General features: G+C 62.1%; 9 protein-coding genes. 6 read left to right on the top strand and 3 right to left on the bottom strand.

The window, feature by feature from the left end; translation table 11 throughout:
- Window positions 1–379 precede the first annotated feature (379 nt).
- From AC4FAH_RS10275 to AC4FAH_RS10295, 5 genes are all read left to right on the top strand, one after another.
- Window positions 380–2,575, top strand: a complete 2,196-nt coding sequence (locus AC4FAH_RS10275) for a TonB-dependent siderophore receptor (protein ID WP_286989511.1) — start codon at window positions 380–382, stop codon at window positions 2,573–2,575.
- Between the two features lie 125 nt (window positions 2,576–2,700).
- Window positions 2,701–3,759: an iron-siderophore ABC transporter substrate-binding protein gene (locus AC4FAH_RS10280; RefSeq protein WP_339927346.1), complete on the top strand. Its 1,059-nt coding sequence runs from the start codon at window positions 2,701–2,703 to the stop codon at window positions 3,757–3,759.
- 43 nt (window positions 3,760–3,802) lie between these two features.
- Window positions 3,803–4,771, top strand: coding sequence for a FecCD family ABC transporter permease (locus tag AC4FAH_RS10285; protein WP_286989509.1), 969 nt, complete (start codon window positions 3,803–3,805; stop codon window positions 4,769–4,771).
- Between the two features lie 134 nt (window positions 4,772–4,905).
- Window positions 4,906–5,916, top strand: coding sequence for a FecCD family ABC transporter permease (locus AC4FAH_RS10290; RefSeq protein WP_286989508.1), 1,011 nt, complete (start codon window positions 4,906–4,908; stop codon window positions 5,914–5,916).
- Window positions 5,913–6,746: an ABC transporter ATP-binding protein gene (locus tag AC4FAH_RS10295; RefSeq protein WP_286989507.1), complete on the top strand. Its 834-nt coding sequence runs from the start codon at window positions 5,913–5,915 to the stop codon at window positions 6,744–6,746. Before AC4FAH_RS10290 ends, AC4FAH_RS10295 begins: the two co-directional genes overlap by 4 nt.
- Window positions 6,747–6,834: 88 nt before the next feature.
- On the opposite strand, the gene AC4FAH_RS10300 is transcribed toward AC4FAH_RS10295, so the two are convergent.
- Both AC4FAH_RS10300 and AC4FAH_RS10305 read right to left on the bottom strand, forming a co-directional pair.
- Complete coding sequence (locus AC4FAH_RS10300; protein WP_286989506.1) at window positions 6,835–7,518, bottom strand: type 1 glutamine amidotransferase domain-containing protein; 684 nt, start codon at window positions 7,516–7,518, stop codon at window positions 6,835–6,837.
- 259 nt (window positions 7,519–7,777) lie between these two features.
- Window positions 7,778–8,482 carry an SDR family oxidoreductase gene (locus AC4FAH_RS10305; protein WP_286989505.1) on the bottom strand — a complete coding sequence of 235 codons (705 nt, stop codon included), beginning with the start codon at window positions 8,480–8,482 and terminating at the stop codon, window positions 7,778–7,780.
- A 185-nt stretch (window positions 8,483–8,667) separates the two neighbouring features.
- On the opposite strand from AC4FAH_RS10305, the gene AC4FAH_RS10310 reads away from it, so the two are divergent.
- On the top strand, window positions 8,668–9,609 hold the full coding sequence (locus tag AC4FAH_RS10310; RefSeq protein WP_490245982.1) for a LysR family transcriptional regulator: 942 nt from the start codon (window positions 8,668–8,670) through the stop codon (window positions 9,607–9,609).
- Window positions 9,610–9,737: 128 nt separating this feature from the next.
- Here AC4FAH_RS10310 and AC4FAH_RS10315 read toward each other — a convergent pair.
- Window positions 9,738–11,861, bottom strand: a 2,124-nt coding sequence (locus AC4FAH_RS10315) for an OsmC domain/YcaO domain-containing protein (RefSeq protein ID WP_490245983.1), incomplete at its 5' end; no start/stop codon positions are given.

The raw sequence follows: 11,861 nt of genomic DNA on the forward strand, positions 1-11,861 counted from the left end.
CATATGGTTCAGAGTCTAACAGCCGCTGATACTCCAACTAGCGTGACAGTGGGGGCAAGACAAAGAGCAACAGTTCTGAAACGAAACGCCCCGCGACCGGATGAACGGTCGCGGGGCGTTTCAGTATGACGCTTGCGTGCGTGGCCTGAATGTGTCGAACACGTGGCCCGCATGCATGGCCTGCATGAGTGGCCCGGCAGCCGCCTCTGGCCTGCCGCATGACCAGACCCCTCGCCCGATAGCACCATGCCGGGCTCATGAAGTTCCCCGAAATTTTCATTCTTGGCATCCCGCAAAGCGTGTCTGGCATTTCGCAAAACAAAAGTGCCGCCAGCGGGTAAATAATAATGATTATTATAAACAACTAGGGAACACAGTCTTGGCTCACTCACTCCGCCGTCCAGGTTTCACTCGCTCGCCACTCGCCCTCTCCATTGCGCTCGCGACCTCGTCACTGCTCAGTGCCACCGCTATCGCGGATGAGACTCGCACACTTGAGGCGATGACCATCGTCGGCGAGGCGCAAGGCGGTACCACGGAAGAGACTCAGGCGTATACGGTCGACTCCAGCACCAGCGCCAATGGCTTGACCCTGTCGCCACGCGAGACACCGCAGTCTGTCAGCTTTCTGACCCGCCAGCAGATGGATGATGAGGCGCTGACCAGCACCACGGAGGCGATCAACCGCCTGCCGGGCGTGTCCTCCAATCGCCTGGACGGTACCCGCGCCAGCTTCCAGTCGCGCGGCTATACCATCCGCAATTTCCAGTTCGATGGCCAACAGAGCAACACCAGCAGCTTCTGGCCGTTCGGCGACGCCGAGTGGGACACCGCCATCTATGATCGCGTCGAGGTGGTCCGCGGGGCCACCGGCCTGATGACAGGCGTCGGCGACCCGTCCGCCACCGTCAACTTCGTGCGCAAGAAGCCGCTGGACGAAGCCGCGGCCAGCGTGACAGGCGCTGTCGGCAGCTGGGACCGACGACGTGGCGTGGTGGATGTCAGCACGCCGCTGGATGATGCCGGCAAGGTCGGCGTGCGCTTCGTGGCCGCCAAGGACCGCTCCGACAGCTTCATGGATGATGTCGAGAATGACCGCGAGACCCTCTACGGGGTGATCGCCGCCGAATTGACGCCTGACACCGAGCTGAACGTCGGGGTCGAGTATCAGCGCTATGACCAGGATGGCGCCTATCTGGGCGTGCCGCTCTACTACACCGACGGCACGCGCACCGACTTCGACCAGTCGGTCGCCAACAATACCGAATGGGCGCACTTCTTCACCGAGAACACGCGCGGCTTCGCCGACCTGACCCACTACTTCGCCAACGGCTGGAAGGCGACCGCCGCCTACAGTCATGGTGATGCCAACTACGGGCTGACCTACAACTACCGTGGCGGCTATGTGGATCGTGACAATGGCATCCTCTACTACGACAGCAATCGTCAGGTACCGACGACCTCGTATCTGGTCGACTATCGCGGTGATCGCACCCAGAAGAACCTGAATCTGAGCGCCGAGGGTCCCTTCGAGCTGCTCGGTCGTGAGCACCAGCTGGGCTTTGGCTACATGCAGCTCAAGGAAGAGTACGAGATCTGGAGCCGCACCCCGGCGAGCGCCGTGCCGGCGCTAGGCAGCTTCACTGATCGTGACGACCCGGCACTGGCCGAGCCCGAATGGGGCGAGTGGGGCCTGACGGACGACACCGAGACCAAGCAGGAAGGCTTCTACGCCGTCACGCGTTTCTCGCTGGCAGACCCCGTACACTTGATCCTCGGTGCCCGCCTGACCGATTGGGAGATCGACCAAGACTACCGTGGCGAGCGCAGCTATGAATACAACGACGAGTTCACGCCCTATGCCGGCCTGATCGTCGACATTACCGACAACCTCACCGCCTACACCAGCTACACGCAGATCTTCAACACCCAGAGCGAACGTGCCCCCGATGGCGCCCTGCTCGACCCGCTCGAGGGCACCAGCTATGAAGCGGGCCTGAAGGCGGCGTTGTTCGAGGACCGTGCTGACGTCTCCTTCGCCGTCTTCCGCAGCGAGCAGGACAATCTGGCCGTCGAGATCCCCGGCGTCTATGTCGCCGGCACCACCGATCAGGCCTACACCGAGTCCGACGGCGCCGTGGTCGAGGGCTTCGAGCTGGAAGTGGCCGGTGAAGTCGCTCCCGGCATCAACCTCTCCGCCAGCTACGCACTGGTGGATGCCGAGGACTCCGATGGCAGCCAGCTCAATACCAGCTATCCGCGCCAGCAGGCCAAGGTCTATGCCACCTGGCAGCTGCCCGGCGACTGGTCACGCCTGACCCTGGGTGCCGGCGGTACCTGGCAGGGCGATACCTATCGCAATACCGACACGCCCACCGGTAGCGAGAAGGTCGGCCAGGGCGATGTCTTCCTCGCCAACGCCATGGCGCGCTATCGCTTCAATGACAACTTCAGCACCCAGCTCAACGTGTCCAACCTCTTCGATGAGGAGTACTACACGCAGCAGGGCTTCTACAGCCAGTACCTGTACGGCGCGCCGCGTAGTGCGTTGCTGAGCATGACCTACGACTTCTGAGTCGAGCATTCCCTGTACGAACATTCTCTGTATCCGACGACCAAACAGGCCCACACCGACAGGGTCTGTCTGGTCTCATCTTGATGGCGGTATCCACCGCGACACGATCACAAAAGGATTCTCCCTTGCGACGCACGCGACTTTCCTGCGCCATTGGCCTGGCCGTCATGGCCACTTGTTTCATGCCTGCCGCCCAGGCACACGAGTCACACCCTTCACAGGCTGACACCCACAACACCTCCTCGCTTGTCTCAGATGTCACCGAAACAACGGCTCAGTATCCACTCACCATCCAACATGCCTTCGGTACCACCGTCATCGAGAAGAAACCCCAACGTATCGCCACCGTCGCCTGGGCCAATCATGAAGTGCCGTTGGCACTGGGCGTCGTGCCGGTGGGCTTCCCCCGCCAGGCATTCGGAGATGATGATGGCGACGGCATGATGCCGTGGGTCAAGGCACGTCTGGACGAACTGGGTGGTGACGCCGCCAATCTGTATGACGAAGGGGATGGCATCGACTTCGAGGCCGTGGCCGCCAGCGAGCCGGACGTGATTCTCGCTGCCTATTCCGGACTCAGCGAGGCCGACTACAACACCCTGAGCAAGATCGCCCCTGTCGTGGCTCGTCCTGGCCCGCGCTGGTCTTCCAGCTGGCGTGACATGATTCGCCTCGACAGTGCCGGCATGGGCATGGCCGCCGAAGGCGAAGCGCTGATCGAGCGTCTCGAGGCGCAGGTCGCCGAGAATGTCGCAAGTCACCCGGAGATCCAGGGCAAGTCGATCATCGTGATCAGCCATATCGACCCGACCAATCTGAGCCGCATCGCCTTCTACAACGACAACGATGCCCGGGTGCGCTTCTTCCACGAGCTGGGCATGGTCTCGCCGCAGTTCGTCACCGAGACCGCCGTCGTTGGCCGCTTTGCCGGTCAGATCAGTGCAGAGCGCCTCGATGAGCTGGCCGATGTCGATATCGTGCTGACCTATGGCGGCCAGGCACTGGTCGACCGCCTCAATGAGCACCTGCTGACCTCACGCCTGCCGGCCATCCAGCAGGACGCCGTGGTGTTGCTGGAAAACGGCCCGATGGGCACGGCCGCCAACCCCACACCCCTCTCGATTCCCTGGGTACTCGACGATTATGTTGACCTGTTGTCCATCGCCGCCAACAAGGCCGACTGACCTCACCGGGCGCGCCGCTTCCCGCAAGCGGCGCTGGCTGGGGATGCTGGGACTGGTGCTGGCGTTGGGCGCTGTCGTGGTGCTGTCAGTGATGTTCGGCGCACGGGCGACGAGCTGGGCCGATATCATCGGGCTGCTGGATGGCTCTCTCGACACGATGGCGGAGGCGGCTGTCGCCAGTCGTCTGCCGCGCACGCTGCTGGCCATCATGGCTGGAGCGGCGCTGGGCGTTTCAGGGGCAGCCATGCAGGGATTGACCCGCAACCCGCTGGCAGACCCGGGGCTACTTGGCGTGAATGCCGGTGCCGCTCTGGCAGTGGTGATCGGCATCGCCTGGTTCAACATCGAGCAGGCCAGTGACTATCTGTGGCTGGCCATTGTCGGGGCGGGCGCAAGCGCCGTGGTGGTCTATCTGATCGCCAGTCTCGGCCGAGGTGGCGCCACCCCATTGAGATTGGCGCTATCCGGTGCCGTCGTGTCAGCAGCACTGAGTTCCTTGACCTCGGCCATCATCCTGCCGCGCGCCGACATCGGAGGCTTGATCCAGTCGTGGCTGATCGGTGGCGTGGGTGGCGCGACATTGGATCAGGTCACGCCTGCCCTGCCCTTCGTGATCAGCGGCCTGCTGATCTGCGCGCTTTCAGCACGCAAGCTGAACATGCTCGCGCTCGGTGATGACATGGCCAGTGGGCTCGGCGAGCGCGTTGCTCTTGTCCGCCTCATGGCGGCGCTGGGGGCGATTCTACTCTGCGGCGGCATCACCGCCGTATGTGGCCCCATCGCCTTTGTCGGCCTTGTCGTGCCGCATTTCTGCCGTCTGATAGTCGGCAGTGATTACCGCTGGGTGGTTCCGCTGTCGGCGCTGGCCGGGGCGCTGTTGCTGACGTCGGCCGATATCGCGGGCCGGCTGATCGCCCGCCCTGCCGAACTCGATGTCGGCATCATGACAGCGCTGGTTGGCGCCCCCGTCTTTCTCTGGATCGTACGTCGCCACAAGGTGAAATCACTGTGACTGCCTTTTCTTCTCGTCGCTCATCCCAACCTGTGGATGAGACGGCGCAGCATGTGATGCACGCATCGCTTGATGACCCTCACCGGCCCCACCTGAAGCCCCTACGCCCACGCGCCCGCTGCGGCCACCGGGATATGCGGGTACTGCGTAAATCTCGCCAGGATGCCAGAAGGCGCAAATCCTGGTGCCTGTTCGCGGTCCTGGTGACAGCCTTCAGCCTCACCTTGGTACAAGGCCAAAGCTTTATCTCCCCACTGACGGTACTGCGTGTGCTGTGGGGAGAGCCGGTCGCAGGTGCAAGCTTCATCGTGGGCGAGCTGCGTCTGCCTCGCGCGCTGGTCGCGGTGCTGGCAGGTGGCTGTTTTGGTCTGGGCGGAGCCGCCTTCCAGAGTCTACTGCGCAACCCGCTGGCGAGCCCGGACATCATCGGCATCAGTGCCGGTGCCAGCGCTGCTGCGGTCTTCGCCATCGTGATGCTGTCGCTGAGTGGCACTGCCGTGTCAGTGATCGCGGTACTGGCAGCGCTGGGCGTCGCGGGCTTGATCTACGCACTGTCATGGCGCAATGGCGTGGCCGGTGCACGCCTGATTCTGGTAGGCATCGGGCTGGGCGCCATGCTGCAGAGCATCACCGCCTATGTATTGACCCAGGCACCCAGCTGGTCACTTCAGGAGGCCCTGCGCTGGATGACGGGCAGTCTCAACAGCGTGACCATGAGCCAGGTGGTGCCGCTGGGTAGCGTGTTTGGCCTGCTGGGGGGCATCCTGTTGCTGCTGGGCCGGAATCTGGAAGTCCTGCGTATGGGCGATGATATGGCAGCCGGATTGGGTGTGCGGCTATCCATGACACGTCTGGGCATCATCATTTCCGCTGTCGGTCTGGTGGCCTGCGCAACTGCCATAGCTGGCCCGGTCGCCTTCGTGGCCTTCCTGAGCGGCCCTGTCGCGACACGACTGTTTCACCATCAGGGTTCCGTGCTGGTGCCAGCAGCGATGATCGGTGCACTCTTGATGCTGATCGCAGACTTCATCGGACAATTTCTACTCCCGGCCCGCTATCCAGTGGGCGTGGTGACAGGTGTGCTCGGTGCGCCCTTCCTGCTCTATCTCGTGATTCGTGAAAACCAGCGCGGAGCATCCTCATGACGCAGCCTTCTTCCTGCACTTCAGGCCTTGGCGTGACAGACCTCGCGGCTGGCTATGCCGAACGTCCGGTCCTTTCCGGTATCGATCTCGACATCGCGTCGGGCAAGACAACGGCCATCGTGGGGGCAAATGCCTGCGGCAAGTCAACATTGCTACGCACGCTCTCACGGCTACTGACACCCACCCGTGGCGAGGTGCTGCTGGACGGCAAGTCGATCCATCGCTTGCCGGCCCGGCAATTGGCACAGCGATTGGGCTTGCTTTCTCAATCACCGATCGCACCGGAAGGCATCACGGTGCTCGACCTCGTCAGTCGCGGGCGTCACCCCCATCAAAAGCTGTTCCAGCGCTGGCGTCATGAGGACGATAGCGCCGTGCTGGAAGCCCTCAACGCCACGGATACCGCCTCGTTGGCGGAGCGCCCGGTAGATGAGCTCTCCGGCGGGCAGCGCCAACGCGTCTGGATCGCCATGGCCCTCGCGCAACAGACCGACATCCTGTTGCTCGATGAGCCGACCACCTTTCTCGACATCAATCATCAGGTGGAAGTGCTTGACCTGTTGACAGATCTCAACCATGCCAAAGGCACGACCATCGTGATGGTGCTGCACGAACTGAACCTGGCGGCACGCTACGCCGACGAGCTGATCGCACTATCCGAGGGCCGCATCTACGCCCATGGCAGCGCTGAGACAGTCCTGACGCGCGAGATGGTGAAAGACGTTTTCGGCATGCAAAGTCACATCTCGCCCGACCCCGTCACCGGCAAGCCGATGATGACGCCACTAGGCAGGCATGGACTGACACCTCGAGCTCCCGCTCTGGGGTAAATCCAGCCATTCAATACGCAATGGATACGAAAACCCCGCGACCGGTGACCCGGTCGCGGGGTTTTTCATGCTGCCCGACTCGCCCGATCTACTTCTTGAGGCTGTCGATCAGCAGCTCAGCGACACCTTCGGAGGACATCGGATTCTGACCGGTGATGATCAGGCCATCCTGAATCGCGAAGGAGGTGAAATCGGCCTTCTTCTCATAGATGCCGCCTTTCTGCTGCAGGGCATCTTCGACCAGGAACGGCACGACACTGGTGAGACCGACGCTTTCTTCTTCGCCATTGGTGTAGCCGGTGACACGCACACCGTCCACGAAGGGAGTGCCATCCGGCTTGCGGGCGTTCAGCAGCACTGCCGGGGCGTGGCAGACGGAGCTGACCGGCTTGCCAGCCGCGTGGAACTGCTCGATCAGACGGATGGAGTCGGCGTCGTTGGTGAGATCCCACAGCGGACCGTGGCCGCCCGGGTAGAAGATAGCGTCGAAGTCTTCGACCTTCATGTCTGCCAGCACGGCGGTGGTGGCGAGGTCCTGCTGAGCTGCGGCGTCCTTGTCGAAGCGACGCGTGGCATCCGTCTGGAAATCCTCGCCTTGGCTTGCCGGATCCAGCGGCGGCTGACCGCCCTTGGGAGAGGCCAGCGTCACCTCGATGCCGGCGTCCTTCATGACGTAGTAGGGGGCCGCCAGCTCTTCGAGCCAGAAGCCCGTCTTCTTGCCCGTGTCACCCAGCGTATCGTGGGAGGTCACTACTACCAGAACCTTGCTCATGTTGCTCTCCTCTACGTGCGGGATAGCCCGCAATGGTCACTTCACGAAAGATGTCGGCGACGTGATGGTCACCACGTGATGGTCACTAAATGGTGCTCGCCCTGTGTTGAATCAAGGCTACTGCTCTCACCATCATCGGCATAATCGATAGCCCGGATAGCCACTATAATTGAGATAAATAGTGCGCATGTCGCTCAGCTCAAGATGGCCATGCTCATCCGCTGTAGCAGATCAGCTGTGAAAGGCCTGACTTGCCAGATCAGTAAGTTGGCATCAGATGCACTTCGCGGATATTGGCACGCGGCGAGGCGCTGATGGCGTAGAGCACGGCATCCGCCACATCCTGCGGGTCCAGCTTGTCCGGCTTGGGCTGGTCGAAGAAGGCGGTATTGACCATGCCCGGGGTGATGGTGGTGCAGCGGCCTTGCCACTCGGCCATTTCCATTGCCAGGTTCTGCCCGAAGCCGTAGGCGAACCACTTGCTGGAGCTGTAGATGGAGCCCGCATGGTTGGCGCGGCCGGCCACGGAACTGGTGAGGATGAAGTGACCTTTGCTCTCTCTCAAATGCGGCAGGGTCGCGTGGGCGGTCCACAGCAGCGCATTGATATTGATGTCGACGACTCGCTTCCACTCTTCGGGATCGCCATTCTCGGTGCCTGGCTGGCTGACGCCGGTGCCGGCATTGGCGAATGCCACATCCAGACGCCCATGATGAGCGACGGCCTGCTCGATGACCTTGGCGAGCTGATCGTAGTCCGTCGCATCGGCGGCAATCGCCAGCACCTTGTCGCTGCCCAGTTCATCGACCAGCGCATCGAGGCGCTCCTTGCGACGGGCGGTCGCGACGACCTTGTGCCCGGCCTTGACCAGTGTACGTGCGGTGGCCTCACCGATACCGCTGGAGGCACCGGTGATCAGCACGATCTTTTCCCCTTCGACTTGTGTCCGCTTCACATCATTCATGGCTCACTCCTGTGGGTCGCTTGGATCGCTCGACGTATTCTGATCACTCGTCATGCTGATCACTACCCTACCGCCTGAACTTGCCATCGTGATAATCGATAGTACGGATAGCTGCTATCATCCAGACAAATAGTGCTCACTCGCACGAGTGCAGCCGAGACACTCCGCCTGCTCTGGTAGTCATCATGAAGCTCAACTACGACCTCAACCTTCTGCGCACCTTCCATGCGCTGTATCTGGAGCAGAACGTCACCCGCGCCGGCGAGCGTCTGCACCTGAGTCAGCCCTCGGTGAGCGCGGCGCTTTCCAGGCTGCGCGAGCTGTTCAATGACCCGCTGTTCATCCGCGACCGCCAGCGCATGCGTCCTACCGAGAAGGCCGACCACCTGTTTCCGACCATCGAGGCGGCGCTGACCGACCTCGATGGCCTGATCAACAGCGAGCGGCACTTCGACCACACCACCGAAAGCCGTCATTTCGAGATCGCCGCCAACGACTACTTCGAGGTGCTGATCCTGCCGCAACTGGCGACGATCCTGCGTGAACAGGCGCCGGGCATCACCCTCCAGGTACGCCGCCTCTCGCAGGACATGAGCGAAGCCGGCGTGATGAGCGGCACGACGGACCTCGCCTTCGGCCGTCAGGTCGATCCGCCCGAGAATCTGGTGGTCAGGGAAGTGATCACGGAAGGCATCGACTGCCTGGTCGGCAACGGGCATCCGCTGCTGGAGCGTCTCGATAACGAGGGCCGCATGACAAAGGCGGACTTCGAGCAGCACGCCCATGTGCTGGTGCAACCCCACACCCGCCTGAAAAGCGGCATCTTCAAGCAGCTCGAGGGTCAGGGGCTCAAGCGTGAGGTGGCCCTGGCGGTCACCTACTTCATGGCCGTGCCCTCGCTGCTGGAGCGCTCGCCACTGATCGCGAGCCTGCCCACCGGGCTATGCCAGCACTTCTGCCGCCAGTTCGCCGTCACCCGTGTGGCACCGCCCGTCGCCTTCGCCTCCTTCCCCTTCCACTTGAGCTGGCATCGCCGCTATCAGAAGGACCCCGCGCATCGCTGGATCCGCGAGCAGATCATTGAATGCTGTCAGCGTCTGGCGGAGGGGCAGCAGGTGCTGCCCTGATCCCTGAAGCCCTGTGCCCTGAGCCCTGTGCCATGAGCACAGAAAATAAGCGCCCGGCTACGAAAACGGCCCCTCACCATCCAGTGAGGGGCCGTTCTTGTCATGCCACGGGATTCAACAGGCGAGCATCAGGCCTGTTTGGCCGCCAGGGCAGCACGATGGGCGTGCAGCTTCTGGTAGCTTTCGATCAGGCGCAGGTGGCGATCGAGCCCTTCCAGCTGCATGTTGGTCGGCTCCAGACCATGGAAGCGAACCTCGCCCTGCACGGAGCCCACCACGGCAGCCATGGTGTCTTCCCCGAACATGCGGCGGAAGTTGTAGAGGTAGTCCTCAAGCTCCAGCTCGTCATCCAGCGTGATCTCCAGCACCGCCTTCATGGCCTGATAATAGAGGCCGCGCACGACGGTGTTGTCGTTGTACTGCAGGAACATCTCGACGCGATCCAGCGCGTCCTCGTGCTGACCCAGCGCGAGGTTGATCATCAGTTTCAGCTCGAGAATCGTCAGCTGGCCCCAGATGGTGTTCTCGTCGAACTCGATGCCGATCAGCGTCTTGATGTCCATGTGCTCATCAAGCTGGCTCTCTTCGAGACGCTCGCCCAGGTCCGCCAGCTGCTCATCATCGAGACGATGCAGATTGAGGATGTCCTCGCGGTAATCCAGCGCCATGTTGGTGTTGTCCCACACCAGGTCCTCGACCGGATAGACCTCGGAATAGCCCGGCACCAGGATACGGCACACCGGCGCGCCAAGATCCTCGTGCACCGCCATGTAGGCCTCCTTGCCGATCTCATCGAGGATGCCGAACAGGTTGGCGACTTCTTCTTCATTGCTGCCAGAGAAGTCCCACTCGACGAACTCGATGTCGGTCTTGGAGCTGAAGAAGCGCCAGGAGACCAGACCCGAGGAGTCGATGAAGTGCTCGACGAAGTTGTTCGGCTCGGACACGGCCAGCGAGTTGAAGGTCGGCGGCATGAAGTCGTTGAGACCCTCGAAGCTGCGGCCCTGCATCAGCTCGGTCAGGCTGCGCTCGATGGCAATTTCAAAGCTCGGGTGCGCGCCGAAGGAGGCGAAGACACCGCCGGTCTTCGGGTTCATCAGCGTGACGCAGGCCACCGGGAACTGGCCGCCCAGCGAGGCGTCCTTGACCAGAATCGGGAAGCCCTGGGCTTCCAGCGCCTCGATGCCTTCGACGATTTCCGGGTACTTGGCCAGCACCTCCTGCGGCACGTCCGGCAGGGTCAGTTCCTGCTCGAGAATCTCGCGCTTCACGGCACGCTCGAAGATCTCGGACAGACACTGCACCTGGGCTTCCGGCAGAGTATTGCCGGCGCTCATGCCGTTGCTGAGATACAGGTTCTCGATCAGGTTGGACGGGAAGTAGATCGTCTCACCGTCCGAACGGCGAGTGAACGGCAGGGACACGATGCCACGATCCGCACGCCCGGAATTGGTGTCGATCAGATTGGAGCCGCCCAGCTCGCCATCCGGATTGAAGATCTCCAGGCAGTAGTCATCCAGCACACCTTCCGGGATCTCGTCATTCGGGCCCGGCTGGAACCACTTCTCGTTCGGGTAGTGCACGAACTCGCTGTCAGCGATGGCTTCGCCGAAGAACTGGTCGTTGTAGAAGAAGTTGCAGCTCAGGCGCTCGATGAACTCGCCCAGTGCCGAGCACAGCGCGCTCTCCTTGGTCGAGCCCTTGCCGTTGGTGAAGCACATCGGTGAGGCGGCATCACGAATGTGCAGCGACCAGACGTGCGGCACGATGTTGCGCCAGGAGGCGATCTCGATCTTCATGCCGAGATCATTCAGCAGGCCCGTCATGTTGGCAATGGTCTGCTCCAGCGGCAGGTCCTTGCCTTCGATCCAGGTGCTCTGCCCTTCCGGCGGCTCCGCCATCAGCAATGCCTGGGCGTCCTCGTCGAGGTTGTCGACCGTCTCGATCTCGAAGCCCGGGCCGGTCTGGACGACCTTCTTCACCGTGCAACGCTCGATGGAACGCAGGATGCCCTGGCGGTCCTTGTCGGAGAGATCTTCCGGCAGCTCCACCTGGATCTTGAAGATCTGGTTGTAGCGATTCTCCGGGTCGACGATGTTGTTCTGGGACAGGCGGATGTTCTCGGTCGGGATGTCCCGCGCCACGCAGTACACCTTCACGAAGTACGCCGCGCACAGCGCCGACGACGCCAGGAAGTAGTCGAACGGGCTCGGCGCCGACCCATCACCCTTGTAGCGGATGGGCTGATCGGT

Source organism: Cobetia sp. (assembly GCF_983723665.1).

What these genes read in the sequence shown, in the direction of transcription:
- AC4FAH_RS10290 (WP_286989508.1), top strand. Translation starts at nt 4,906, where the DNA reads ATGCGGGTACTGCGTAAATCTCGCCAGGATGCCAGAAGGCGCAAATCC.
- AC4FAH_RS10310 (WP_490245982.1), top strand. Translation starts at nt 8,668, where the DNA reads ATGAAGCTCAACTACGACCTCAACCTTCTGCGCACCTTCCATGCGCTG.
- AC4FAH_RS10285 (WP_286989509.1), top strand. Translation starts at nt 3,803, where the DNA reads ATGCTGGGACTGGTGCTGGCGTTGGGCGCTGTCGTGGTGCTGTCAGTG.
- AC4FAH_RS10295 (WP_286989507.1), top strand. Translation starts at nt 5,913, where the DNA reads ATGACGCAGCCTTCTTCCTGCACTTCAGGCCTTGGCGTGACAGACCTC.
- AC4FAH_RS10300 (WP_286989506.1), bottom strand. Translation starts at nt 7,518, where the DNA reads ATGAGCAAGGTTCTGGTAGTAGTGACCTCCCACGATACGCTGGGTGAC.
- AC4FAH_RS10305 (WP_286989505.1), bottom strand. Translation starts at nt 8,482, where the DNA reads ATGAATGATGTGAAGCGGACACAAGTCGAAGGGGAAAAGATCGTGCTG.